20 protein-coding genes are annotated in these 25,775 nt (G+C 66.0%); 5 read left to right on the plus strand and 15 right to left on the minus strand.

Going from position 1 to position 25,775, the window contains the following annotated elements:
* Nucleotides 1–194 precede the first annotated feature (194 nt).
* Both BUF17_RS10755 and zwf read left to right on the plus strand, forming a co-directional pair.
* On the plus strand, nucleotides 195–3,971 hold the full coding sequence (locus tag BUF17_RS10755; protein ID WP_073628524.1) for a PAS domain S-box protein: 3,777 nt from the start codon (nucleotides 195–197) through the stop codon (nucleotides 3,969–3,971).
* 89 nt (nucleotides 3,972–4,060) lie between these two features.
* Nucleotides 4,061–5,620: a glucose-6-phosphate dehydrogenase gene (gene zwf, locus BUF17_RS10760; RefSeq protein WP_073628526.1), complete on the plus strand. Its 1,560-nt coding sequence runs from the start codon at nucleotides 4,061–4,063 to the stop codon at nucleotides 5,618–5,620.
* Nucleotides 5,621–5,695: 75 nt separating this feature from the next.
* Here the strand turns inward: zwf and BUF17_RS10765 are convergent, their stop codons facing one another.
* Both BUF17_RS10765 and BUF17_RS10770 read right to left on the minus strand, forming a co-directional pair.
* Nucleotides 5,696–7,762, minus strand: coding sequence for a M3 family metallopeptidase (locus tag BUF17_RS10765; protein WP_073628528.1), 2,067 nt, complete (start codon nucleotides 7,760–7,762; stop codon nucleotides 5,696–5,698).
* A gap of 195 nt (nucleotides 7,763–7,957) precedes the next feature.
* Nucleotides 7,958–9,331, minus strand: a complete 1,374-nt coding sequence (locus BUF17_RS10770) for a C2 family cysteine protease (protein ID WP_073628530.1) — start codon at nucleotides 9,329–9,331, stop codon at nucleotides 7,958–7,960.
* A 424-nt stretch (nucleotides 9,332–9,755) separates the two neighbouring features.
* Between BUF17_RS10770 and BUF17_RS10775 the strand changes: the two genes are divergently transcribed.
* The gene (locus tag BUF17_RS10775; RefSeq protein WP_073628532.1) at nucleotides 9,756–10,490 is read left to right on the plus strand and encodes an SDR family oxidoreductase; all 735 of its coding nucleotides are present in this window, start codon (nucleotides 9,756–9,758) and stop codon (nucleotides 10,488–10,490) included.
* 73 nt (nucleotides 10,491–10,563) lie between these two features.
* Nucleotides 10,564–11,406 carry a fumarylacetoacetate hydrolase family protein gene (locus BUF17_RS10780; RefSeq protein ID WP_073628534.1) on the plus strand — a complete coding sequence of 281 codons (843 nt, stop codon included), beginning with the start codon at nucleotides 10,564–10,566 and terminating at the stop codon, nucleotides 11,404–11,406.
* A 153-nt stretch (nucleotides 11,407–11,559) separates the two neighbouring features.
* Here the strand turns inward: BUF17_RS10780 and BUF17_RS10785 are convergent, their stop codons facing one another.
* From BUF17_RS10785 to BUF17_RS10810, 6 genes are all read right to left on the minus strand, one after another.
* Entirely contained in the window at nucleotides 11,560–12,153 is a 594-nt protein-coding gene (locus BUF17_RS10785; RefSeq protein ID WP_073628536.1) for a copper chaperone PCu(A)C, read from the minus strand.
* A gap of 166 nt (nucleotides 12,154–12,319) precedes the next feature.
* The gene (locus BUF17_RS10790; RefSeq protein WP_073628538.1) at nucleotides 12,320–12,733 is read right to left on the minus strand and encodes a hypothetical protein; all 414 of its coding nucleotides are present in this window, start codon (nucleotides 12,731–12,733) and stop codon (nucleotides 12,320–12,322) included.
* A 137-nt stretch (nucleotides 12,734–12,870) separates the two neighbouring features.
* A complete protein-coding gene (locus tag BUF17_RS10795; protein WP_073629218.1) occupies nucleotides 12,871–13,803 on the minus strand; it encodes a putative B6 ABC transporter permease subunit 1 in 933 nt (310 codons plus the stop codon).
* Between the two features lie 2 nt (nucleotides 13,804–13,805).
* Nucleotides 13,806–14,918, minus strand: coding sequence for a putative B6 ABC transporter permease subunit 2 (locus BUF17_RS10800; RefSeq protein ID WP_084564469.1), 1,113 nt, complete (start codon nucleotides 14,916–14,918; stop codon nucleotides 13,806–13,808).
* Entirely contained in the window at nucleotides 14,918–16,453 is a 1,536-nt protein-coding gene (locus BUF17_RS10805) for a putative B6 ABC transporter ATP-binding protein (protein WP_073628540.1), read from the minus strand. Before BUF17_RS10805 ends, BUF17_RS10800 begins: the two co-directional genes overlap by 1 nt.
* Nucleotides 16,450–17,505: a putative B6 ABC transporter substrate-binding protein gene (locus BUF17_RS10810; RefSeq protein ID WP_244530852.1), complete on the minus strand. Its 1,056-nt coding sequence runs from the start codon at nucleotides 17,503–17,505 to the stop codon at nucleotides 16,450–16,452. The genes BUF17_RS10805 and BUF17_RS10810 overlap by 4 nt, the downstream gene beginning before the upstream one ends.
* A gap of 131 nt (nucleotides 17,506–17,636) precedes the next feature.
* Here BUF17_RS10810 and BUF17_RS10815 point away from each other — a divergent pair, with 131 nt between their 5' ends.
* Entirely contained in the window at nucleotides 17,637–18,107 is a 471-nt protein-coding gene (locus tag BUF17_RS10815) for a hypothetical protein (RefSeq protein ID WP_139282497.1), read from the plus strand.
* 90 nt (nucleotides 18,108–18,197) lie between these two features.
* Here the strand turns inward: BUF17_RS10815 and BUF17_RS10820 are convergent, their stop codons facing one another.
* From BUF17_RS10820 to rutA, 7 genes are all read right to left on the minus strand, one after another.
* Nucleotides 18,198–19,247, minus strand: a complete 1,050-nt coding sequence (locus BUF17_RS10820) for an enoyl-CoA hydratase/isomerase family protein (RefSeq protein WP_073628544.1) — start codon at nucleotides 19,245–19,247, stop codon at nucleotides 18,198–18,200.
* A gap of 37 nt (nucleotides 19,248–19,284) precedes the next feature.
* On the minus strand, nucleotides 19,285–21,507 hold the full coding sequence (locus BUF17_RS10825) for a mechanosensitive ion channel family protein (RefSeq protein ID WP_084564473.1): 2,223 nt from the start codon (nucleotides 21,505–21,507) through the stop codon (nucleotides 19,285–19,287).
* A 75-nt stretch (nucleotides 21,508–21,582) separates the two neighbouring features.
* Complete coding sequence (locus BUF17_RS10830; protein WP_073628546.1) at nucleotides 21,583–22,107, minus strand: flavin reductase; 525 nt, start codon at nucleotides 22,105–22,107, stop codon at nucleotides 21,583–21,585.
* 86 nt (nucleotides 22,108–22,193) lie between these two features.
* Entirely contained in the window at nucleotides 22,194–23,021 is an 828-nt protein-coding gene (rutD, locus tag BUF17_RS10835; RefSeq protein WP_073628548.1) for a pyrimidine utilization protein D, read from the minus strand.
* Between the two features lie 150 nt (nucleotides 23,022–23,171).
* The gene (gene rutC, locus BUF17_RS10840) at nucleotides 23,172–23,564 is read right to left on the minus strand and encodes a pyrimidine utilization protein C (RefSeq protein WP_073628550.1); all 393 of its coding nucleotides are present in this window, start codon (nucleotides 23,562–23,564) and stop codon (nucleotides 23,172–23,174) included.
* A 43-nt stretch (nucleotides 23,565–23,607) separates the two neighbouring features.
* Nucleotides 23,608–24,372: a pyrimidine utilization protein B gene (gene rutB, locus BUF17_RS10845; RefSeq protein ID WP_073628552.1), complete on the minus strand. Its 765-nt coding sequence runs from the start codon at nucleotides 24,370–24,372 to the stop codon at nucleotides 23,608–23,610.
* Nucleotides 24,372–25,463 carry a pyrimidine utilization protein A gene (rutA, locus tag BUF17_RS10850; protein WP_073629221.1) on the minus strand — a complete coding sequence of 364 codons (1,092 nt, stop codon included), beginning with the start codon at nucleotides 25,461–25,463 and terminating at the stop codon, nucleotides 24,372–24,374. The genes rutB and rutA overlap by 1 nt, the downstream gene beginning before the upstream one ends.
* Nucleotides 25,464–25,775 lie beyond the last annotated feature (312 nt).

The raw sequence follows: 25,775 nt of genomic DNA on the forward strand, positions 1-25,775 counted from the left end.
GCGCACCGGATTTCCGGTGCCTGATTTAGTGCGGCGTGGACAAAAGGTCTCGCTCGAAGCCGGACTGCCGGAAGATTGGCGTCGCCCCCGTATTCAACAGAGCCACGAGCGTCTTAAGATGGCATCCGGATGGATGTTACGTCTTATCGTGACACCTCCCGAATCCGGCAGGCGTCAGAGTGGCGGGCGTAAATGTGACGCAAGATGCGGACGGCGGGATCTCTGACGGTGGACGCACGCGCGACGAAACCGGCGGCCGGCCCGTTCTTGTCGGTCTGCTTGTCGCGCTCGTGTATTTCCTGCTGGGCGCATTGTCCGTCTATCTCGCCCGACACTACAGGATGTCCCTGAGCATCTGGCTGCCGAGCGCTGTCGCCGTCGCTATACTCATCCGCCTTCGGCCCCCCGCGATCTGGCCATCCCTGGCAGGCGTTCTTGCGGCCGCGCTCGCCATCCAGGTTCTCCTGCAGCGGGAACCCTTGTTCGCCAGCCTTATTTCGGTGGGCGGGGTGATCAATGTCGGTGTCGCGGCCATGGTCATCCTGCGGACCACACGGCCGAATGCGACCCCGACGCTGCTGTCTTCCCTCTGGGTTCTGTTTGCAGCCGGTTTCATTGGGCCGGTGGTCGCGTCCTGCCTGTCCGTGCCGGCGCTTGCGGTCTTCACCGGCAGGCCGTGGCAGGAAGCGTGGATTCTTTATCTCGCAACGACAGCCTGGGCCGTCGGCCTCGTGATCCCGGTCGCCCTGACGGTCGACCGTAAGGCCTTGAGGCGCCTCGTGAAGGGTCGTTCGGCGCTGGTCTTTCTGGTAGCGCTCGTCACCGGCCTTGTGGTCACGGCCCTGACAGCGAGTTCCATCCACTACCCCTTTGCCGTCCTGGCCGTGCCGATCCTTCTCGCGGCCCTGTGGTTCGATGCATTTCGAACGGCGATCTTCGGCACCACGATGGTCGCGGTCGTTGTCGTCTTGCAGGCCATCAACCTCACCGCCGCCCCGGACGCTGTTGTGCGCTACATCTCCGCCGCGATGATGAGCGTTCTGCCGTTCCTGATCGCCCTGCAGCGCGACACCGTTCGGGAAAGCGAGCAGGCCGTGCGCCGCAGCGAAGCGCGCTTCAGGCATGCGATGATGGATTCGGCCATCGGTATGGCGATCGTTGGACTCGATGGCCGCCTGCAGCAGTGGAACGCGGCCTTGTCAGGGATGCTCGGCTATCCCGATGCGGAGTTGCGCGGACTGTCGTTCCGCCAGCTTACCTATCCCGCAGATCTGGCGCGCGATCTGGAGATCTTCCACAAAATGGTCGCGGGCGAGCGCGCTACCTACCGCGTCGAGAAGCGCTACGTTCGCCGGGATGGCCGAGTCATATGGGCCTTGCTGACCGCCTCCATGGTTCGGGACGATGTGACTGGCGAGCCGCAATATTTCCTGTCGCAGATCGAAGACATCGATGAGCGCAAGCGTGCGGTCGAATTGTTGTCGGCGAGCGAAAGCCGCTGGCAGTTCGCGCTCGAAGGCGCAGGACAAGGCGTGTGGGACCGTGAGGAAACCACCGGTCGCACCTACTATTCCCGCATCTGGAAGAACATGCTCGGCTACGAGGACGCCGAACTGGAGGACGGCTCGTTCGATTGGGAGGGACTGGTTCACCCGGATGACATCGAACATGTTCGCGCCGTGAGGGAACCCGTTCTGACGCGGGGACCCGACCGCTTCGAGCTCGAATTCCGCATGCGGCACAAATCGGGGAACTGGGTCTGGATCCTGGATCGTGGCCGCGTGCTGGAACGCGACGGGACCGGCCGGGCGAAACGGACCATCGGTACGCACACGGATATTACCCAGCGCCACCGCACCGAGGAGTCGGTGCGCAATCTCTCCGAACGCATCCAGCTTGCAGCATCCGCCGCCGAACTCGGCATCTTCGAGGTGGATTTGACCACGCGGCGTATCGTCTGGGACGAGCGCATGTGCGAGCTCTACGGCACCACGGCTGACCGTTTCACGGGCGGGGTGGAAGACTGGGAACGCCGGGTGCTGCCGGAGGATCTCGATCGGGCCAAGTTGGAAATCCGGAGCTTGTTCGAAGGAGCCCATCGGATTACGTCCGAGTATCGGATCGTCCGCGACGACGGAGTCGTCCGTCACGTCCGCACCATGGCGCGGATCGTGCCCGGCAGAGCCGGCCAGCCCGCCAAGGTCGTCGGCGCCCAATGGGATACCACCGACCAGCACGCGCTGACCGATGCGCTTCACGAGGAGAAAGAGCGCCTTCGCATCACCCTCATGTCGATCGGCGATGCGGTGATCTGCACCGATGCCGATGCCCGTGTGACGTTTATGAACCCGGTCGCGGAACAACTGACCGGATGGTCTCAGGCGGATGCGGTCGGCAGGCCGTCGACCGACATCTTCTCGATCGTCAACGAGATGACCGACGAGCCGGCGTCCGATCCCGTGATGGCGAGCCTGCAGCACAAGATGCCGGCATCCGCTCCGGAAGGTTCGCTTCTCGTTAGTCGCAATGGCGAGCGGTTTTCCGTGCACGATTCCTCCGCGCCGGTCTGCACCGCGAACGGAGAGATCATCGGTGCCGTGCTGATCTTCCAGGACGTGACCGTTGCCCGCACGCTGCAGCGGGAACTCACCCACGCCGCGGCTCACGATGCCTTGACGGGATTGCCGAACCGCGCCGCGTTCGAGACCGTGCTGCATGAGGCCTCCGCCAGCGCTGCCGCCGGCGGACGTTGCCACGCCGTGGGCTATATCGACCTCGACCGCTTCAAGATCGTGAACGATACCGCCGGGCACGCCGCGGGCGACATGCTGCTGCGCGAAGTCGGCAGGCTCCTCAGGGAGGCCCTGCGGCCCGACGACGTCGTCGCTCGCTTCGGAGGCGACGAGTTCGCCGTTCTCTTGCATGACTGCACCCTCGTTGAGGCCGAGGCCGTCTGCCAGCGGGCTATCGACGCCATCCGCGTGGTGCGCTTTCCGTGGGAAGGCAAGGTCTACGATATCGGCGCGAGCATCGGGCTCACCGAGATCGGTCCGACGTCGGCGCCCCCTGACGAACTCATGAAGCAGGTCGACGTCGCCTGCTATGCGGCGAAGGCGGGCGGACGCAACCGCGTGGCGGCCTACTCTGCCGAGGCGGGTGACGCACGCCGCTATTACCAGGAAATTCAGATCGCTGCCGGCATACGCGCGGCCATCGATGAAGGGCGATTCAAGCTGTTCGCGCAGGAAATCCGGGCCATCGACCCCGACAGGGGCCATGATCGGCACTATGAGATCCTCCTGCGCATGGTCGACGAGAGCGGCGCACTCATTCCTCCGGGCAGCTTCATTCCGGCGGCGGAGCGCTATGACCTGATGGGCATCATCGACCGCTGGGTAATATCGACGTTGCTGCGTGCGCACCGGGACGACATGCGCTTGAACCGGGGTCTGTCGTTCAGCGTCAACCTGTCTGCCAATTCACTCAACGATCCGCACCTCTGGGCTTTCGTTCAGAATGAGATGCTGATCTCCGGCATAAGGCCGGGACGGCTGCAGTTCGAGATCACCGAAACCGCACTCATCAACAATTTCAGCACAGCCAAGGAATTCGTGTCGGCCGCACGCGCGACGGGTGCGAAAGTGGGCCTCGACGACTTCGGCGCTGGACTGAGCTCCTTTTCTTACCTCAAACAATTTCAGGTCGATTGCATCAAGATCGACGGTGCCTTCATCCGTCATGTCGACGATAACCTGGTCGACAGGCGTATCGTTGAATCGATCAACGATATCGGCCACGCACTGGGCATGGTGACCGTCGCCGAGTTCGTAGAGACCGAGGCGATCCTCAACACCGTGCGCGAGATCGGGATCGACATGGCGCAGGGCTATTTCCTTGGTAAGCCGATGCCGTTGACCGAGGTCTTCGACAGGCACCTTCTGGCGCAGGCGCGGGATGCCGCGTCCGGCTGATCGGGCGGGCAGGACGTTGACATGGCTGTCAACGGCATGCGCTACAGGGAAGGGCGGACGACGCGAGAAACGAACGGGAGAAGGCGACCATGACGGCTGTGGGCGGTACGCTGGTGGCGGAGCGGTCGGGCGAGGCCGATATCGCGCCTCCGGCCACGATGTTCATCTTCGGCGCTTCCGGAGATCTGACGAAGCGGCTGCTGATGCCGGCGCTCTACAATCTCGCGGTGGAGAAGCTGCTCAACGCGCACTTCTCCGTCGTCGGGGTGGACCATATCGCTCGCAGCGAACAGGACTATCGCGACTATCTCGATTCCACCGTGCCCGGCTTGATCGCGGGCCACAGCAACGCGCCGGAGAAGATCGACAGCGCGGCCTGGTCGTGGCTTGTGGAGCGCTGCGGCTACGTCTCCGGCGATTTCGAGGATGAGGACACCTACCGGCGCCTCGCCGATCGCATCGCAGCCATCGCGGCCGCTGACGGCCATGCCAATGCCGTGTTCTATCTCGCCGTTGCTCCGCGCTTCTTCGGACCGGTCGTCGATCATCTGGGCAAGGCCGGTCTGCTGAAGGAGACGCCGGACGGCTTCCGCCGCATCGTCATCGAGAAGCCGTTCGGCACCGACCTCACGTCGGCGCAGGCGCTCGACGCCGCGCTGCTGCGGGACACGACGGAGAAGCAGATCTACCGGATCGACCATTTCCTCGGCAAGGAAACGGTCCAGAACGTGATGGCGCTGCGGTTCGGCAACGGCATCTTCGAGCCGATCTGGAACCGCGAATATATCGACCACGTCCAGATCACAGCAGCGGAGACCGTCACCGTCGAGGCGCGCGGCCGGTTCTACGATGCGACCGGCGCTCTCAGGGACATGGTGCCGAACCATATGTTCCAGCTGCTTTCCATGGTCGCGATGGAGCCGCCGAACTCTTTCGACGCCGACGCTGTCCGAACCGAGAAAGCGAAGGTCGTCGAGGCGATCCGCCGCTACAGCCCCGAAGAGGCGCTGAAGTGGTCCGTACGCGGGCAATATCGGGCCGGTGACATCGACGGTCGCGTCGTTTCAGATTTCACGTCGGAGCCGGATGTCTCGCCGGACAGCACGACGGAAACCTATGTCGCGCTGAAATACATGATCGACAACTGGCGCTGGTCCGGCGTGCCGTTCTATATCCGGACCGGCAAGGCGCTGTCGGTGCGGCGCACCGAAATCGCGATCCAGTTCAAGCGCGCGCCGAGCGTGCTGTTCCGAGACACGCCGACAGGTACGCTGGAGCCGAACCTGCTCGTCATTCACGTGCAGCCGGACGAGGGCATCTCGCTGCGGTTCGCCGCCAAGGTCCCCGGCCGGAAGGTAAAGCTCTCCAAGGTGGATATGGATTTCCGCTACTCGGACTATTTCCGCGCGGAACCGTCGACCGGCTACGAGACGCTGATCTACGACTGCCTGATCGGCGATGCCACGCTGTTCCAGCGGGCCGACAATATCGAGGCTGGCTGGGCAGCGGTGCAGTCGCTGATCGATGCGACCGCCGGCGGTCATGGCGATATCCATCCCTATGCGGCCGGATCGAGCGGGCCCGAAGCAGCCGACGAACTGATCGGCCGCGACGGGTTCTCGTGGTTGCCGCTTCGCGGGAGAATCTAGAGAAGATTATTCAAGAACATTAAGTTATCGGAATTTTCCGAGAAGTTGCGGGAGGCGTTATGCCTCCCGCATGCGTCACTCCGCAGCGACCGGAGCGGCGGCGAGACCGCGCTTTTCCAGAAGCGCGGACGGGTCGGGGTCGCGGCCCCGGAAGCCACGATAGGCCTCCTCCGGCGGGCGCCTGTTGCCGGCCGAGTAGACGAAATCGCGCAGCCGCTTCGCCACTGCCGGGTCGAACGGATCGCCGGACTCCTTGAAGGCGCGGAAGCCGTCGGCGTCGAGCACCTCGGACCACAGATAGCTGTAATAGGCTGAAGAATAGCCGTCGCCGGCGAAGACGTGCTGGAAATGTGCCGGTCGATGGCGCATGACCATCGCATCCGGCATCCCGATTTCGTCGAGAACTTTCTTTTCGAACGTGTCGGAATCGAAGCCTTCCGTGGACGACAGGATGTGCATTTCGAGGTCGACGAGCGCCGAGGCGACGTATTCGACCGTGGCGAAGCCCTGGTTGAACGTGCGGCTTGCGGTCAACCGCGCGAGAAGATCGGCGGGCATCGGCTCGCCGGTGCGGTAATGCACGGCAAAGCGCCTCAGCACCTCCGGCTGTTCCAGCCAGTGTTCGTAAAGCTGCGACGGGAACTCCACGAAATCGCGGTCCACCCCTGTGCCGGCAATCGAGGGATAGGTCACGTTGGACAACAGCCCGTGCAGACCGTGGCCGAACTCGTGGAACAGCGTGCGCGCCTCGTCGAACGACAGAAGAGTGGGCTCGCCATCGGCCGCCTTGGCGAAGTTCATCACGTTGATGATGATCGGGCGGATGTCGCCCACCAGTTTCTGCTGGCCGCGGAATGCGCTCATCCAGGCGCCGCTGCGCTTTGACGGTCGGGCGAAATAATCGCCGATGAAGAGACCCACCGGGCTGCCGTCGGCATCCTTCACCTCGAACGCGCGGGCATCCGGGTGGTGGAGCACGAGGTCGGGTCGCTCGGTGAAGCTGAGGCCGAACAGACGGGTGGCGGTGTCGAAGGCCGCCGCGATGATATTGTCCAGCGACAGGAAGGGCTTAAGGGCGCTTTCGTCGAGATCGAATTCGGCCTTGCGGCGGCGTTCGGAGTAGAACCGCCAATCCCAGGGGGCGAGGTCGAAATTGCCGCCTTCGGCCTGAACCAGATCCTGGAGTGCCGCACGCTCCTCCGTGGCGCGCCTGCGCGCCGGTTCCCAGACCGAGCGCAGCAGAGCTCCGGCCGCCTCCGGGCTCTTCGCCATGGCGTCCGACAGCCGATAATCGGCATAGCTCGCGTAACCGAGCAAGCGCGCTTTTTCGGCGCGCAATGCAACGGTTTCGGCGATGATTGCGCGGTTATCGCTCGCTCCGCCGTTGGCGCCGCGCGCAGCCCACGCCTTGAACGCCTGCTCGCGCAGATTGCGACGGGTGGAGAACTGCAGGAACGGCTCGATCGAGGAACGCGATAGCGTGATGACCCAGCGTCCGGCGAGGCCGCGGTCCTCGGCGGTCTTCGCAGCAGCGGCCACGACGAAGTCGGGCAGGCCGGCGAGATCGGCCTCGTTCTCGATCACCAGCGTCCAGGCCTTCTCGTCGCCGAGCACGTTCTGGCCGAAGGTGGTGCCGAGAACGGCGAGGCGCTCCGAGATCGCCGCCAGCCGTGCCTTGGTCTCGGCCGGCCGGCCGGCGCCGCTGCGAAGGAAGCCGGTGTGATAGCGCTCGAGAACGCGGGCCTGCTCCTCGGTGAGGCCGTCGACCCCGCGTCTGAACACGGCGTCGACGCGCGCGAACAGGTCATCGTCGAGATAGATCGCGTTGTAGTGGCGCGAGAGCACGGGGGCGATCTCGCGCTCGATCGCCTGCAGCGCATCGCTGGTATCGGCGCTGGCGAGATTGAAGAACACCGACGAGACCCGCCGAAGCGTCCGCCCGCTCGCCTCGAAGGCGGCGATGGTGTTGTCGAAATCGGGCGCGGCGGGATCGGCGACGATGGCGGCGATCTCGCGGCGGTGCTCCTCGATCCCCCGCTCGAAGGCCGGGCGGAAATCAGCAGGCGCGATTGCGGCGAACGGCGGCAGTTCGAAGGGGCCGGTCCAGTCGGACAGAAGCGGATTGGGCAAGGATTGGGTCAAGGCGGGCGAACCTCATCGGGGCAGGACGGTACCCGGGTGGTCTCGACAGGACACGGGCGGCCGTTGCGGAGCTTCCGCATGGTAAGACGGCAATGGTGACATGGGAGTTCGTCCGGCGCGAGGCAAGACGGCCGCGTTCCCGGTCGATGCCGTGCCAGGCGGCGGGACCCCTCGCGCGATATGCGCGCCGGTTCCCTACCCGCCGGTATATTCCGTCGCCATGATCTGCGTGAAATTTTTCACAAAGTCCGACAGTTCGACCGGAAAGACATCGGGGCTGACATTGACGCTTTTAGGTAACCCGAGATCGGAGGCTTCGTCGGTCTCCTCGGACGACAGCAGCGTGGTCTCCCGGGTCTGCCCGAAGATATCCTTGTATGAGCGCTTCACTGGGACGTATTTGGGGAAATGAACGCCCCAGGGATGGCGCAGCATCAGGAACCGGCAGACCTGAGTTTCCCGTCCGATGAGTTGAAGGTCTTCCTTCACGGTGACCACCTGATAGGCGTGCCTTCCCACGAAGCCGTTACTTGGGTTCTGGACGCTGGCGACCGTGACGATCTTCTTCTTCAGAAGAGCTTCCTTGATCTCGTTGAACTGGGACATTTCATCAAAGGAATAGCAACCGGTTCCAAGTTGGCCCGAGAAGTTCGATTTGATATAACAGCAAAGCGAGGCCATGGTTATATTGTTGACGGGATCCGTCATGTCGTAAAGTAGATTCGCCATCATGAATTCAAGGATATCGTCAGAAGTGACATTCGCTCCTTCCTGAAATCGATCCTCGAAAAGGCCTTTCAGTTTCTTCTTTTCGCCGGGCTTCCAGCCCACAAGCTTCGTGTTCGAGGCCTGCGTCATCTTGATGAAGTCGACGACATGATCGCTTATGCCGAAGACCTTTTGTTTCATCGTCAAGAATTTTTCTTCGTTTCGTTCCTTCCATTGAGCGATCGTGCCGCCGTTCAGATCGATCGCCATCATGTCCCGTAGAAAGGCAAATGAACTCGACTGACTGGACAGGTCTTTGCTTTTCTTGAAGGCGATTTCCGCCGTTTTTGTATTTCCGCGAATAACGCTGATCGCTTCATGTGTATGGCCGCGGCGAATGACGTCATCGTAATATATACTGTCGCTTTGTTTTGTTGATATTCTATAATAAACGAAAGCCTTCTCTATCATATGAACCCAAGGGGCCCTATGAAACTGGACCGGGTCGTTCTCGCCCTCAAGCTGTGTCTTCTCGACTCTGTAATATTGAGGCGTAATTCCATTCAAATAAAGCCTTACGACGACATGACCATGGCGAAGGTCTTTTATCATGCCGGTGATTATTTTCGGATCCTGTTCGACAAGAGCTTGCAGCGCTGCCAGCAGGTAGCAGTCGCCGAGGCCGCCTTGTTTGATATCGGTCGCGGCCGGTGGATTTTCAAACAAGTTTTTCTTGGAGGACGAAAAAAAGCTGCTTATGTTTGCAAAATTATGACGTGATTTTAGCTTAAATTGGCTGTCGTCTATTATTATGATCTTGTAGTTTTCCGGTAATATTAGCTCTCCGTCCTTGTCGTGCATGACGTCGTCTCCCGGCCGGCAGGGTGAGTGTCTCCTAAATGCTATCGGTTCAAGCTTGCGAGAGGCTGGATTCCTCATTTATTCGCGTTCAAATACTTTCGGGATGCGTCAATCGTGGTCATGCGCAAGTATTGCGATCTGCAATCTCTGCGTGTCTTGAGTGCGCATCCGCCATAACCTGTACGGGCGGCCCGTTCCCGGTCCACGCTGACGGGCTGAGATGCCGGCGCAAAATCGGCGAATCGGCCGTTTCACGGCCATGGCGGGTTCACCGGCCGGAATATTCGCGATAAAAGCCAACTCGCGCCCGCCGATTCAGGTCCGGCGTGTTCCCGGCCGGGCGGCTGCCTCGTGTTGCGAAGCGGTGCGGCGTCGGCCGGAGCGACGCGGACGGTCGAGCGGCGAGGAAACACGGATCAAAGAGATGGCTCATTCACTTCAGGGAAAGACCGTGCTGATCACGGCCGCCGCTCAGGGCATCGGCCGGTCGTCGGTCGAAGCCTTCGCGAAGGCGGGCGCGCGCGTCTGGGCGACGGACATCAACGAGGCGAAGCTCGCCGAACTTCAGGGTATCGAGGGTGTGACGCCCCGCCGGCTCGACGTGCTCGATTCCGATGCGGTGAATGCGCTGGTCGCCGAAATCGGGGCGGTCGACGTGCTGTTCAACTGCGCGGGCTATGTCCACGGCGGCACCATCCTCGAGATGACGGATGCCGATTTCGATTTCGCGGTGAACATCAACGTCCGCGCCATGATCCGCACCATCAAGGCGGTGCTGCCGGGCATGCTGGAGCGCGGCGACGGTTCGATCATCAACATGTCGTCGGTGGCGAGCAGCGTGAAGGGCGTGCCGAACCGCTTCGTCTACGGCGTCACCAAGGCGGCCGTGATCGGCCTCACCAAGGCGGTCGCGGCGGACTATGTCTCGAAGGGCATCCGCGTCAACGCGATCTGCCCCGGCACCGTCGACAGCCCTTCGCTGCAGCAGCGCCTGCGCGAGCAGGGCGATTACGAAGCCGCCCGCGCGGCCTTCGTCGCCCGCCAGCCGATCGGCCGCATCGGTTCCCCCGAGGAAATCGCCGACCTCGCGCTCTATCTCGCGACGGCGACCTACACCACCGGCCAGATCCATGTCATCGACGGCGGCTGGGTGAACTGAGGTTCCTCGTCTGCCGCTTCCACTGGGCTCGCCCGCGCGGCCCACTCCGACACGCACCGAGAAAGACAACCGCATGAAACTGCTGCGTTACGGCCCGCTGGGCCAGGAAAAGCCGGGTATTCTCGCCGCTGACGGCACCATCCGCGACCTGTCCGCCCACGTCGCCGACATCGCCGGCGACGCGATCCTGCCGGAAGGGCTTGCCCGCCTTGCCGCCATCGATCCGGCCACGCTGCCGGTGGTCGAGGGCTCGCCGCGCCTCGGCGCCGCCGTCGGCGGCACCGGCAAGTTCATCTGCATCGGCCTCAACTATTCCGACCACGCCGCCGAGACCGGCGCGACCGTGCCGCCCGAGCCGATCATCTTCATGAAGGCGACCTCGGCGATCTGCGGCCCGAACGACAATGTCGAGATTCCGCGCGGCTCGCAGAAGACCGACTGGGAAGTCGAACTCGGCGTCGTCATCGGCAAGACCGCCAAATATGTCAGCGAAGACGAGGCGATGGATCACGTCGCCGGCTACGTCCTGGTCAACGACGTTTCCGAGCGCGCCTTCCAGACCGAGCACCACGGCCAGTGGACCAAGGGCAAGAGCGCCGACACCTTCGGCCCGACCGGCCCGTGGCTCGTGACCCGGGACGAAGTGCCGGACCCGCAGAACCTGAAGATGTGGCTCGACGTCAACGGCAAGCGCGTCCAGGACGGCTCCAGCAAGACCATGGTCTACGGGGTGAAGTTCCTGGTGTCCTATCTGTCGCGCTTCATGAGCCTGCGTCCGGGCGACATCATCTCCACCGGCACCCCGCCCGGCGTCGGCCTCGGCATGAAGCCGCCGGTGTTCCTGAAGGCGGGCGACGTGGTCGAACTCGGCATCGAGGGCCTCGGCACCCAGCGTCAGGTGTTCGTGCAGGCCTGAGGCCGGCTCATCCGGACGTGGCAACGCGCGAAGCGGGTGCCACGTGCCCGGACCGACATTTTTCCCGGCGGGAGCGAACCATCGCTCCCGCCGGTTTCGTCAGAGGACCTTCCTCAGGACGCCACCGGTCCGGGGGAAGCGACCGGCCACGGCTCACTGAGCGTTGCCGTGATCCATCTGCATGCCGTCGCTGCCATGATCCATGGTCATGCCGTCCGGCATTGCCATCTCGCTCGGCGTGGTCGTGCCGATCGGCTCGACGGAGAACTTGACCTTCACCGTTCCTGCCTTCTCGAACGTCAGCGTTCCAGAGAAGGACTCGCCGGCCTTCAGCGGCTGCTTCAGCTCCATCAGCATCAGGTGATAGCCGCCGGGCTTGAGGGCGACTTCGCCGTGGGCGGGGATCTCCACGCCCTCGTTCATCGGCCGCATGGTCATGACGCCGTCTGTCACCGCCATTTCGTGAATTTCCGTGCGCCCGGCGACATCGGCGGTTGCGGAGATCAGGCGATCCGCGGTGCCGCCGGTGTTCTCGATGGTGACATAGCCGCCGCCGACCTTGGCGCCGGGGGGCGTCGCGCGCGCCCACGGATGGGCGAGTTCCAGATCGCCCACCTTGAAGCCATGGGCGGCGGCGGGGCCGGCGAGCGGAACCGCCATCACAGCCGACAGCGGGGCGACGAGGAGCGCTGCGACGACGGTGGCGCGCAGGCGGGAGCGAACGTTTGAAAGGGTCTGTGCAGACATGATGTGACAATCGGTGTTTGGCCGCTTCGCCGGTGCACCCGGCTGCCGTCGGCACAGACCGTTCCGGCTGGAACGGCAGTGACGTCAGCCATGCGAGCGTGTGGTCGGAAGATCGGCCCGGATTCTCTTCGAGGTGAAAGCAACGTCGCCGGCGATGCCGGCCTAATCATGCCGCGACGGGCGGGGCGCGGGGTTGCTTGGCGAACAGGCGCGGCGTCACGCCCGGCGTGGGCGAGACCGACCACCGCGCGACGAAGGCGAAGCCGTGCCGGACGAGGGCGGACGGCGGCGCCGCGGGCGGCATCGCGGCCGGCGCGAACATCGGACAGCCGATCGTGCAGCAGGCGGGCAGGAAATCGTGGCCCGACCGATGCGGGCTGCCCGCATCGTCGGCATCGTGCAGGCAGAGCACGCCGTAGCCGGGTTCGGCCTGGGCAAGCCGGGTCGCTGCATCCACCGCGCCGGCTGGTTGCGGGCCGAAGCCCAGCGCGAGGCCGACCCAGAGACCGTTCAGGAACAGCGTCGCCGCGAGTGCGACGGCGATCCATGGCAGTCCGGGCTGGCGACGACCCACGCGCACCGGCGATGTCCTCCAAGCGTGTCCGCTGTTCCGCGGTCGGAGCGAACCTAGAGCATAATCCGTTCGGATCGAAGCGGTCTGAACGACCGGCGCAGGCTTCCGGTCCCACAGCTCGGGCGACGGTCCCGGTTCGGCCTTCAACGCTCGCCCCTGAAATAGGGCAGCCCGAGCGCGGCAGGCAGGCCGGCCCGGCGGCCGAACAGCATGAGCGCGATCATGACGGCCGCGAACGGCAGCATCTGCACGATGTCGGTCGGGACGTCGACGCCGGCGACCTGGAGGGCGGTCGTCAGCGACAGGCAGGCGCCGAACAGGAGCGCGCCCGCCAGCACCCACAGCGGCCGGCCGCGCGCCAGCATCGCCAGCACGATGCCGATGAAGCCGGCGCCGTTGGTGATGAACGGCACGAAGATGCCGGCCCCGACCTCCGCGAGAACGGCGCCGCCGAGGCCGGACAGCGCCCCCGTGCACAGCACCGCGACGCAGCGCGTTCCCGTCACGTCGACACCGGCGACATCGAGCGCGGCCGGGGCGTCGCCGGCTGCCTGAAGCGCGAGGCCAAAATGGGTGCGGCGATAGACGAACGCCAGCACGGCCACCATGGCGAGCGCGAGATAGGTGACCGGCGGCTGGGTGAAGACCGCCGGGCCGAGGACGGGGAGGCGGGAGAGAAGGGGGACCGCGAGCGCGTCCGGCGCGGGCAGGCGCGGGTAGCTTTGGCTGAACTGCGCATGATGCATGAGCGCGGTCAGCCCCTCGGCGCCGAGGGTGAGCGCGATGCCGACCACGATCTGGTTCATGCCGAGCCGCACGGCGAACAGCGCCATCAGCGCCGCGACCGCCATGCCGGCCATCAGCCCGGCCAGGAAGCCGAGCCAGAGCGATCCGCTTTCGAACGCCGCCAGGAAGCCGGCATAGGCACCAGCCAGCATCATGCCTTCGATGCCGATATTGAGCACCCCGGCCTTCTGCGACATCTGCTCGCCGAGACCGGCGAGCAGCAGCGGCACCCCGGCAGTGATGGCGCCGAGGACGAGCGCGGTGACGAAGGCTTCGGTGAACAGCGCCATCGTCACGCCCCCGCCCGCTTCTGCCTGCGCTGCTGCAGGCGTTCGGCCAGCGCGAGCGTGACGAGCACGATGGCGGCGACGACGAGCGTGAGGTCGTTCGGGACGCCGAGCCGCCGGGCGGCGCTTTCGCCGCCGATGGAGAGCACCGAGAACAGGAACACGAACACGATGGCGGCCAATCCGTTCAGGCGAGCGAGGAAGACGAGCGGCACCACGACGAGGCCATAGGCCGGGTTCCAGTCCGCCCGCATGTTGCCCTCGACGCCGAGGACCTGAACGGCACCCGCAAGCCCGGCGAGCCCGGCTGAGAGCGCGAAGACGGCGATGACGAGCCGCGGCACGTCGAGCCCGGCATGGACGGCCGCCCGCGTGCTGGCGCCCGTGACGCGCAGCCGGAAGCCGAACGCGGTGTATCGCAGGACGAGATGAACGGCGACGAGCGCGACGAGCCCGATGAGGAGGCCGCTGGACACCGTGGTGCCGAACAGCCGCGGCAGCCGGTCCGCGACGGCAAGCGTGCGGGTCTGGGGCACGGTGGTGGCGGGATCGAGGAACACGAGCTTGACCAGCGCATTGGCGAGCGACACGCCGAGGAACGTCATCATCAGCGTCGTGACGATCTCGTTGAGGCCCTGATAGGCCTTGAGCAGGGCCGGGGCGAGCGACCACAGCGCGCCGACCGCGAACCCGAGCGCCAGCCCGAGAGCGAGCGCCAACCAGGGCGGCAGCACGAGGGCGAGCGCCGGGCCGGCTGCGGCGGCGGCCGTTGCGCCGAGCAGGAACTGGCCGTCGCCACCGAGATTCCACACGCCCGAGCGGAAGGCGACGATCTGGCTGGCGGCGATGAGAAGCAGCGGTGCCATGTGGGTGAGCGTGCTCTGAAGGCCAGAGGGCGAGAGCACGCCGCGCGCGACGACATAGCCATAATAGGCGAGGGGATCGACGCCGAACGCGGCGAGCAGCGCCCCTGAGAGCAGAAGGGCGACGAGAACGGGGACGAGGCTCGCAGCGAGCGCGCCGGCGATGGTCTGGGCGAGATGGTTCGGGGTGAGATGGCGGCGTTGGACGTGCGCGCCGGCTTCCTCCGGCCCGTGCCCTGCTTTCGGCGCTTCCATCATGCCGCGACGCCGCTGACGAGATCGGCGACCCGCACGCGGGCCGCGCCATCGTTCGCGACGATGGCGATGAGACGGCCGCGGGACATCACGGCGATGCGATCGCTGAGTTCGAGAAGCTCGTCGAGGTCGGTCGAGAACAGCAGCACGGCCGTTCCCCGGTCGGCCGCCTCGCGGATGCGGCGGCGGACGGCGCGGGCGTTCACCACGTCGAGCCCGTTGGTGGGCTTGGCGAAGATCACCGCCCGCGCCACGCCGTCGAGTTCGCGGGCGAGGATGACCTTCTGGATGTTGCCGCCGGAGAGCCGGCCCGCCGGTGTATCGATGCCGGGCGTGCGCACGTCGAAGGCCGCGACCAGCGCGCGGGCGTGACGGTCGATCTCGGCGCGGCGTTCCAGGCCCCGGCGCCAGAACGGCGGCCGGCCGATGTCCTTGACGACGAGGTTGTCGGAGACGGCCATGGTGGAGACGATGCCTTCGCCGAGGCGGTCGTCGGTGACGTAGCGCAGGCCGAGGGCGCGGCGGTCGTCGACGGAGAGAGCGTCGAGCGGACGGCCGTCGAGCCGGATCCGGCCGGCGGCGGCCGGGCGCTGCCCGGCGAGCGCCTCGGCGAGCTGCCGCTGGCCGTTGCCGTCGATGCCGGCGACGCCGAGGATCTCGCCTCCGGCGATGGCGACCGTGATGTCCGTCACCGGCATCGCGGGGTCGTCCACGGCGAGCGATGCGATGTCGAGGACGGGCGATGCCGTGGCAGGCGCTGCGCGGCGGGGGGGCGGTGTGGCCTCCTCGGTGGCCGCTTCGCCGAACATCAGCCGGAGCGCTTCGCGGGCGACCGCTGCGCGGTCGAGCGTGGCGAGGCGCGCGGGCGCGATCTCGCCGGTCTTGCGGCCCCGGCAGAGCACGGTGATGCGGTCGCCCCACGCCTCAGCCTCGGCGAGCTTGTGGGTGATGAAGAGAACGGCGAAGCCCTGCGCCACCAGACGGCGCATCAGCGCGCCGAGGTCGGCGGCACCGCGCGGCGTCAGCATCGCGGTCGCCTCGTCGAGCACGACGACGCGGCCGCCCCGCATCAGCGCGCGCAGGATCTCGGCCTGCTGGCGTTCGCCAAGGGAGAGCGTGCCGGCGACGGCATCGGGATCGACGGCGATGCCGAGTTCGGCGGCAAGCGCAGCGATGCGCCGCCGCAGGCCGGCGCGATCCGGTGCGGCCCACCAGCGTCCGCCGAGGGCGACGTTCTCGGCGACCGTCAGGCTCGGCACCAGCATGGAATGCTGGAACACCGTGCCGATGCCGAGGGCGAGCGCGCGCCGGGGGGAGGCGAGGCGTGCGGGCTTGCCGGCGATGCGGATCGCGCCCGCGTCCGGCTGCTGCAGGCCCGACAGGATGGCCACCAGCGTGGACTTGCCGGCGCCGTTCTCGCCGAGGACGACATGCACCTCGCCCGGCATGAGGGCGAGGTCGAGCCCGTCGAGCGCCGTCACGCCCGGAAAGCGTCTGGTGATGCCTTCCAGGGAGACGAGCGCGGCGTCGGTCACTGCGCTTTCGCCGGCAGTTCGCTGACGACCTGATGCACGGCAGCGGGATCGTAGGACGGCGTGACCTTGATCTTGCCGTCGACGATCTGCTGGCGGATGGCCATCAGGTCGTCCCACACCTGCGGCGGGATGTGATCGGTCTTGAGCAGCGCGACCGAATTGTCGGCAAGGCCGATCTGGTAGTTGTGGGTGCCGAAGCGGTCGTTCTTCACGTCCTCGATCATCGCCGTGAACACCGGCGTGAGGTTCCAGACCACGGAGCTGAGCAGGTTGCCCTTGTCGAGGCTCGACTTGTCGCCGATGACGTCGATGAAATAGACCTTGCCGCCGTCGACCGCCTTCGCGGTCTCGACGGCCTGCAGCATGCCGAAGCTCGAACCGTTGCCCTGGCCGAACACCACGTCGGCACCGGCGGCGATGACGGCCTCGGTGACGCGCTTGCCGCCGGCGGCATCCGAATAGGCGGCCGGGCCGATCACGGCGTAGCGGATGACGACCTTGGGGTTCTCCGCCTTGACGCCTTCGGCGAAGGCCTTCGACTGCGCGTTCCAGGCCGGAGGCTCGGCGGACACGACGATGCCGACGGTGCCGGTGCGCGTCATCTTCGCCGCAAGGCGACCGGCGAGATAGGCGCCCTCGTGGCCGCTCAGGGTATAGTCGGCGACCTTGCCCGGAACGGCGGCATCCGGACGGTCGGTGATCGCGACGGGCACGCCGGTCTCGGCGCCGATCTCGGGGGCGGCGGTGTTGTAGCCGCTGGCGTGGGCGATCATCAGGTTGGCGCCGTCCTCGGCGAGTTCGCGCAGGGTCGGCCGGACGTCGCCGTAGCCGAGATTCTCCGCGACGATGACCTGCACACCCTCCTTCGCGCCGGCAGCCCGGGCGGCGGCGATACCCTGCTGGTTCCAGCCGAAATCCGTGCCCTGTTCCGGCGTGAGGATGGCGATCGTCTTCACCTCGGCGGCGAAGGCCGGAACGCCGGCGAACGCCACGCCCGCGAGCGCGGCGAAAGCGAGGGAACGGACAACCAACTTCAGGGATCCGGTCGACACGTCTCGGTTCTCCTCTGGCGATCCTGTGGCCGCGAAAGGCGGCGATTTCGCCTGCATTGGGGGGCGGACCTTTATTTACCAAGAACGCCGGCTGATCTAGTCATTGCCGCGGAAATCGCGCCGAGGGCATCATGAAAGCCACACCGCAACGAGCCGCCGGGACATGGATTGCGCGCGGCGCGATCGCGATGCTCGGATTGGTGGCGGCGCTCTGCGCGCGCGCCGGCGAGGGGCTGCCGGCAGCGACGGGATCGGACGGGCTCGCACCGCTGCCGCTGACTGTTTCGAACGAGACCGGCGCAGCCATCGCCTGCGGCGCGACGCTGGCGCACTGGTATGCGGCCGATCTCGGCACCGCAGAGCCGAGCGGGCGGATCGCCATCGCGCTCTGGACCGATCCGGCGACCGGAGAGGTCTTCCTTCTCAACGGGCGCGGTGATCGGATGCCCGTGCAGACGCTCTGGTGCGGGCTCGATGGCCGGTCATGGGAAACCCGGGCGACCATCGGGCTCGACCGCCGCGCCGGAGCGGTGCCGAAGCCGGTCGATCTCACCTGTGCGGCCTTGGCGGGCGGGCATGTCGCGTGCCGTCAGGTGAAGTGACGGGTTATAATCCAGCTATAAATATCTGTTTCGGAAATAAAAAAAGGATCATATCCGTCGGAAAGAGGCGAGGGGATGCCGCCTCCGGCTTCAGCCGTCGACCTCGGCGAACAGCGCCCGGATCGATGCCGGGTCCACGTCCTCGGTGCGCGCGGGCTGCCAGCGCGGGCGGCGGTCCTTGTCGACCAGCGCGGCGCGGACGCCTTCGACGAAGTCGTGGGAGCGGACGACGGTGCGGGTCAGGGCCAGTTCTATCGCCGTCGCGCCCGCAAGGTCGAGCGATGCGCCGCGGGTGACGGTCTCGAAGGTGACGGCGAGGCTCGTCGGCGACAGCCCGCGCAGGCTTTCAAGCGCCGCGTTCGCAAACGGCGAGCCGGATGTGGTGAGCCGGTCGATCAGGTCGGGCAGCGAGACCGCGTTTCCGAAGGTGGCGGCGATCTCCGCCTCAGCCGTTGCGATGGGGCGCGGTTCCGGTGCCGGGGCGGAAAGCCGCGCGACAGCCGACGTCGCGTCCTCGCCATCGACGAGCGCGGCTTCGAGCGCGGCCAGCCGGTCGCGGGGAACATAGGCGCGGCCGAGGCCGAGAGCGACCGCGTCGCCCGGCCCGATGCGCGCGCCGGTCAGGCCGAGATAGAGCCCGGCTCCCTTCGCCAGCCGCGACAGGAACCAGGTGGCGCCGACATCGGGGAAGAAGCCGATCAGCGTTTCCGGCATCGCCATCAGCGCGCCGTCGCTGACGATGCAGTGGCTGCCATGGACCGAGACGCCCATGCCGCCGCCCATGCAGATGCCGTCGACGAGCGCCACATAGGGCTTCGGATAGGCGGCGATCCGGCGGTTGAGAGCGTATTCCTCGGCGAAGAACGCCTCGATGTCGGAAAAGCGCCCGTCGAGGCTCGCCGCCCGCACGGCGCGGATGTCGCCGCCGGAACAGAACGCTTTGGGATGGTCCGAGCGCACCACGACCGCACGCACTGCCGTATCGGCCTCGAAGGCCGTGAGCGCATCGTCGATACCGCGGATCATGGCGAGGTCGAGCGCGTTGAGCGCGGCCGGCCGGTCGAGCGTGATCACGCCGCTTGCACCGCGAATATCGCTGCGAATGCCCGTCGTGGCCTTGGCGCCGCCGTCATCTGCCATGGTGGCCTCCTTCGTGCCCGCTCTCGATCGTTCGCCGTCAGGCCCCCGCAGCCGGGGCGTTGGCCTGCTGGACGGCAAGCGCCGTCTGTGCGACGGCGGCATCCGCCGTATCGCCACCGGCCACCTGCACGCGCGGCACGGCGAAGCTGATGCCGTTGTCGTCGAACGTCTTTTTAATCGCGGCCAGCAGCTTGCGGCGCGCGATGAACTGGCCGCCGGGCCGCGCAACAAGCTTGATGCGGATCTGGATGCCGTAATCCCCGAACTGCTGCACGCCCTGCATCTTCGGCGGCTCGATGAGATCCGGCCCGAGTTCCGGGTCGGCGGCGAGATCCGTGCCAACGCGCTTGATCAGCTTGCGGGCCTTTTCGAGATCGGTGTCATACGTCACGACGATGGGCAGCTTCTCGATCACCCAGTCGCGGCTCATGTTCTGCACCGCGCCGAGTTCACCGAAGGGCACGGTGTAGACCGGGCCGCGGTGATGGCGCAGCTTGACGGAACGCAGGCTGAACGACTCGACGGTACCCTTGTAGCTTCCGCTCTGGATGTATTCTCCGACGCGGAAGGCGTCGTCGAGCAGGAAGAACATGCCGCTGATGATGTCCTTCACCAGCGTCTGCGCGCCGAAGCCGACGGCGACACCGACGACACCGGCACCGGCGACGAGCGGCGCGATGTCGATGCCGAACGCCGACAGTTCCATCAGCACCGCGACCACCAGCACCACGATGAACAGCACGTTGCGCAGGATCGGCAGGAGGGTCCGCAGTCTGGCCTGACGGCGGGCGAACTCGTCCCTGTCGCCGCCGGGCGCGACTTCGCGAATGTCGCCGATGCGGGCATCGATGGCGGCCTTCGAGAGCTGCCAGATCAGGTCGGCGCCGAGATAGATCACGACCGCGCTCATCAGCGAACGGACGACGCGGGTCAGCACCGAATCGGAATCCGAGAGATCGCCCAGGTCGATGCCCCAGGCGCGCGCCACGAGCACGATGGCCGCGATGATGAGCACGCTGCGGATGCCGCGTGCGATGAACACCGCCGTGACCCCGAGCGGAATGGTCTGGTCCGGAGACGACTTGCGGGCGACGTTCGCCACGGTCGCGCCGACGATGCGGATCGCGAACGGCAGGGCGACCACGATCAGAAGGGTGGTGAACAGCTGCAGCGCCTCGCCGACCCAGAGCACCCAGAGCGCGATGGCGGCGACGGTGAGCAGCAAGGACGCGAGCCGCCGTGCGATGCGGCTGCCCTCCGGGCGGGACGGCCGCCGCCAGATCGCTTCGATCGCGATCGCGAGCAGGCCGAGGCCGAGCACATAGGCATCGAGCTGCTGGGACGCGAACGGCACACCGGCGGTGTGCAGCGCGCCGAGCGTGACGATGCCGAACACGAGCCAGCCGACGAACACGACGATGCGCCGCTGCCAGAACAGGGCGCTGGCGTCGTCGACCGGCACGACGCGGGCAGCGCCCTGCGCCGGGTCTGGGCTGAGCAGCATCTCGGTCAGCGCCAGCGTGAAGCGCACCACCACCACGGCACCGAAATAGCCCGACAGGATGCTTTCCAGCACATGGGGCGGATCGGTGAGGACGAAGGTGAGCATGCCGGCGAGGGTGAACAGGATCAGCCCGCCGATGCGCCGCATAAGCCTGAGGGCGACCGACAGCCAGCGATCGAGGTCGCTACCCGACCGGGCGATGGAGTCCGTGTCGATTCGGTACCGGGTCAGGACCAGCCGTGCGACGGCTTCCGCGATCGCGCCAGCGGCGAACGGCGTGACCACGATGAGGAAGAGCATGAGCGGCCCGACGCGGGCGGCGGCCGACGAGATCACCAGGAGCCCGGCCGCGATATCGCGCGGCCACGTATCGACGGCGCTGGAGATCGCCAGATAGTGCAGGCGAAGCCGCCGCAGGCGCTCGGACACCAGGTCACCGACGGGGGATTCCTGCGCGGCCGGCTGTACGACGGTTGCGGGCGTCGCGGCGACCGTCTGTTCGATCCAGGCTTTTACCTTGGGATCGGCGAGAAGCCGCATCAGTTCGGTGACTTCCTGCGGTGGCTCGGTCGCCGTTGCCGGCTGCGCTGGCGCCGCGCTGGCGGAATCGGCCAGCTGGATCGCGGCATCGGCCGCGAGCGCCGGCCTCAGGCCGAAGAAAGCCAGCATCGCGACCGTGAAGACGGCCAGCACCAGTCCGGTAAGATGGAATCGCGCCGGCACTTCCCCGCCCCCGTCGGACTTTTCGATCCGCATGAAAATCCTTGAGCGTGATAGCGGATCCGGGGTGCCTGCGGTAGTGGCGGCGCCTGTGGCACAAGCGCAGCGCCGTCAGGCGCCGTGGTGCAGCGGGTGATAGCGCCGGCCGAAATAGACGAGGCCGGACGCGGCCGGGCTGTGGCGGATGGCGAGAACCTCCGCGAACAGCACGCGGTGGGTGCCGACGTCCGACATCGAGGCGACCCGGCAATCGAACGAGACGGCTGCGTCGTCGAGTGCCGGCGCGCCGGTGACGAGCCGCGACCATGAACCGGCCGAGAAGCGTTGTTCCGCCGGCACCTTGCCGCCGAACACGGCGGACAGCGCCTCATGCTCGTGGGTGAGGGTGTTGACGCACAGCACCCCGTTGGCGGCAATCGCCGGGAAAGCGGAGGACGACCGGTTGAGGCAGACGAGGAGGGTCGGCGGCGTGTCCGTCACGCTGCACACAGCCGAGGCCGTGAAGCCCGCGCGACCGTGGGGACCGTCCGTCGTGACGATGCTGACAGCCGCGCCGAGGCTCGCCATCGCGTCACGGAACGCCTCCCTGCCGACGGTCTCGGCCGGCTGAAACCCGTGGGGCATGGGCATGTTCATCGTCGCCTCCTGGAGGGAAGGTAAGCGGTCTGTTGCGGCGTCTTTCAGATTAAAACTTTTATAAATCAATATATTGAACCAGAAATCTACATCGATTTATCAGGTGCGGAAAGCCTGTTCGCAACGCGTTCGCTCAGCAGGAAATCGAGCACGGCTTCATTGAAGGGGGCGGGATCGACGACGGAAAAGCCGTGGCCGCCCTCTGCCACCACCTCGAGGCGGGCGTTCGGCAGGCCGGCGGCCAGCCGCTCCGAGCACAGCCATGGCACCAGCACGTCGTCGCGCGCGGCCATGACGAGGCACGGCGTTTCGATCTCGCCGAGGCGGTCCGAGACATCGAACGACATCAGTGCGTCGATGCGCTTCAGGATGGTGTCCGTGCCCTGGAAATGCGCGATGCCGTGGGCTTCCTCCTCGGCGACGCGCGCGGCGTTTCGGGAGAGCCACCAGGACGGATAGAGGAAGATCGGCTGCGCGGCGACATAGGCTTCGATTCCGGATTTCAGCAGCAGCTCCCGGCGCGCCGCGAAGCAGCGGCCGGTGTGCGCATCGGCCTTCGCCCAGGCGTTGACGAGCACGAGGCCGGAGACCCGCCCGGGCGCCTTCAGCGCCAGATCGAGCCCGACGAGGCCACCGAGCGCATGGCCGAGAACCGCGGCGCGTTCGATGCCGGCGTCGTCGAGGATCGCCAGCACGTCGTCGGCCATGTCACCGATGCGGTAGCCGGCGGCGAGCGGGCGCGCGTTGGACCCGGTGCCGGCATGGTCGTAGACGATGACCCGAAGCCGCCCGGCCAGCGCCTCGATCTGCGGCTTCCAGAACGCGGCGGTGCCGCCGAGGCCGGCTGACAGGACGACCGTGCCCGCATCCGAATGGTCCGCCCCGAGGACGGTGTAGCTGAGGCAGGCGGACATGGCGTGTCGTTCTCCCGGCGCGTGGGCGGAGCGTTTCAGCGAAACGGCATGCGGGGCGCCTTGGGCGGATGCTGGATCGGGCTTTGGATTTCAGGCGGCGTGCCTTCTGCCGGACGATGCCGGGCGGCGAGCCCGGCACGCCGCGGAGGATCAGGCCTTCGTCCCGACGTGGGCGATGGTGGCGATCTCGACCAGCGCGTCGGGCTTCACGAGGCCGCACTGGATGCAGAACCGGGCGGGCTTGTCGCCGGGGAAATAGTCGGCATAGGCCTTGTTGACCGCGCCGTAGTTCGCCCAGTCGGTGATGAAGATGGAGTTGAAGGTGACGTCGGCCATGGTGCCGCCGGCCGCCTCGATCACGCCCTTGATGGTTTCGAGGACGTGGCGCGTCTGTGCCTCGGCGTCGCCGACGTGAACGACGTTGTTCTCCTTGTCGAACGGCAGCGTGCCGGCGACGTAGACGATGCCGTCGGCGAGGGCGCCGGGGGAATAGGGCGCGAGCGGCTTGCCGGAGCCCGGCGGAATGATCGGGGTGAAAGGCATGGGACTGTTCCGTCGTTCTTGAGGGGCGAGGCGAGGAGGAAGGTCAGGCCTTGTCGGTCGGCGAGGCTTCCGCTGGCGGGCGCTGCGAGATGGTCCCGCAGAAATCCGCGACGGTGGAGACCCAGCCGAAGAACGTCTCGATATTGTAGATGGCGGCCTGCTGGGCGAAGGGCGGACCGGCCTGATGGGTGGCGTCTTCCAGCACCACGCCGAAATATTCGAGGTGGAAGGCGTCGCGCAGCGAGGATTCCACGCAGACATTGGTGGCGATGCCGACAAACACCAGATTGCGGATGCCGCGGGCGCGCAGGAAGCTGTCGATGCCGGTGTTGAAGAAGCCGCTGTACCGTATCTTGGGAATGAGGAAATCGCCCTCCTGAGGGGCGAGTTCGTCGACCAGCGCGTAATCCCATCCGCCCTTGGACAGGAGCGAGCCGGCAAGTTCCGGCCGCTTGCGCATCGTCTTCAGCGCGTTGGACTTGTAGTAGTTCGGAGAACCCGGCCCGCCGGCCTCGGCATAGTTCCTGTCCCAGCCGTTCTGGAAGAAGATGACCGGAATGCCGGCGGCGCGGGCGGCTTCGATCGTGGTCCGGATGTTGGCGATCACGGACTTGGCGCCGGAGATGTCGAAACCGGCGATGTCGAGATAGCCGCCTTCGGAGGCATAGGCGTTCTGCATGTCGACGACGATGACCGCCGTCTCGGACGGGTTGAGCCGGAGCGGTTCCGGACGAGCGGGCAGGGTGACGGCGGCGCCCTCGGGGCCGGCCGGGGCGTAGCCGGAAACGGCGATCTCGGCTTCGGCCATCACACCACCTCCTGCAGGGACGCGAAGATGTGGCGGCGGGACTTCATCAGGGGCTGGATGCGCCAGCCGAAATCCTCCACGCCCTTGACGAAGTCGTCGAACGTCAGGAGCACGCCGCCGGTGCCCGGGACGGTGGCGACCTCGTCCAGCATCCGTGCCACGCTCTCGTAGGAACCGACCAGCGTCGCCATGTTGAGGTTCACGGCCGAGGTCGGGTTCGACATGTGCCGGACGTTGGTGTCGGATCCCGAGCGGGTGTCGGCGGCGCTCTGCTCGGTCAGCCAGGCGAGAGCCTCCTGATCGGCGCCGGACTTGTAGAGGTCCCATTTCGCGAATGCGGCCTCGTCGGTCTCGTCGGCGATGATCATGAACAGCACATAGGACGAGACGTCCCGGCCCGTCTTGGCGGTCTCGGCCTGCAGGCGCTCGGTGATCGGCGCGAACGCGGTCGGCGTGTTCACGCCCTTGCCGAAGCAGAAATTGTAGTCCGCCCACTTGGCGGTGAAGGCGAGGCCGGCATTGGACTGGCCGGCGCAGATCACCTCGATATTGGCCTGCGGCTTCGGCAGCACGCGGCAATCGTCCATCTGGAAGAACTCGCCCTTCAGGTCCGAAGCGCCGGTCTCCCAAAGCTCGCGCAGGATCTGGACATATTCGGACAGGAAGTCGTAGCGGCGCGAGAAATAGTCGTCGCCGGGCCACAGACCCATCTGCGAATATTCCGGCCGCTGCCAGCCGGTGACCACGTTGAGGCCGAAGCGGCCGTTGGAAATGGAATCGATGGTGGAGACCATCCGCGCGACGATGGCCGGCGGCATCGTCAGCGTGGCGGCGGTGCCGAACAGCTTGATGCGGGACGTGACGGCGGCAAGGCCGGCCATCAGCGTGAAGGATTCAAGATTGTAGTCCCAGAACTGCGTCTTGCCGCCGAAGCCGCGCAGCTTGATCATCGAGAGCGCGAAATCGAAGCCATATTGCTCCGCCTTCAGCACGATCTCCTTGTTGAGCTCGAAGGTCGGCTTGTATTGCGGCGCCGTCTCGGAAATCAGCCAGCCGTTGTTTCCGATCGGGATGAACACGCCGATGTTCAGAACGTCGCTCATGGCTGACCTCCGGTCATGTGTTGTTTCGACCCCGGCCAGCCCCGCTTCGGGTGGCCGGATTTATAAATGCATGCGTCGTGCCAACGTCAATTCTATTGAAATTACAAAGGCATGGATGGAGACGCATCCGCCTCTCAACATCAATCAGTGCATATTTTGACCAGATGATCAAATCCATGCTCTTCAGAGAGGCAGCAAGGACCAACGCGATGCACAAGGACCGAGCGTTCCGGTCCCACCACTTTCTCCAGTGCGGAAACAATCTTCCCGCATTCCGTGCGGTTCTGCATCGGCCATTTC

It is taken from the genome of Pseudoxanthobacter soli DSM 19599 (assembly GCF_900148505.1).
Classification (GTDB): Bacteria; Pseudomonadota; Alphaproteobacteria; order Rhizobiales; family Segnochrobactraceae; genus Pseudoxanthobacter; species Pseudoxanthobacter soli.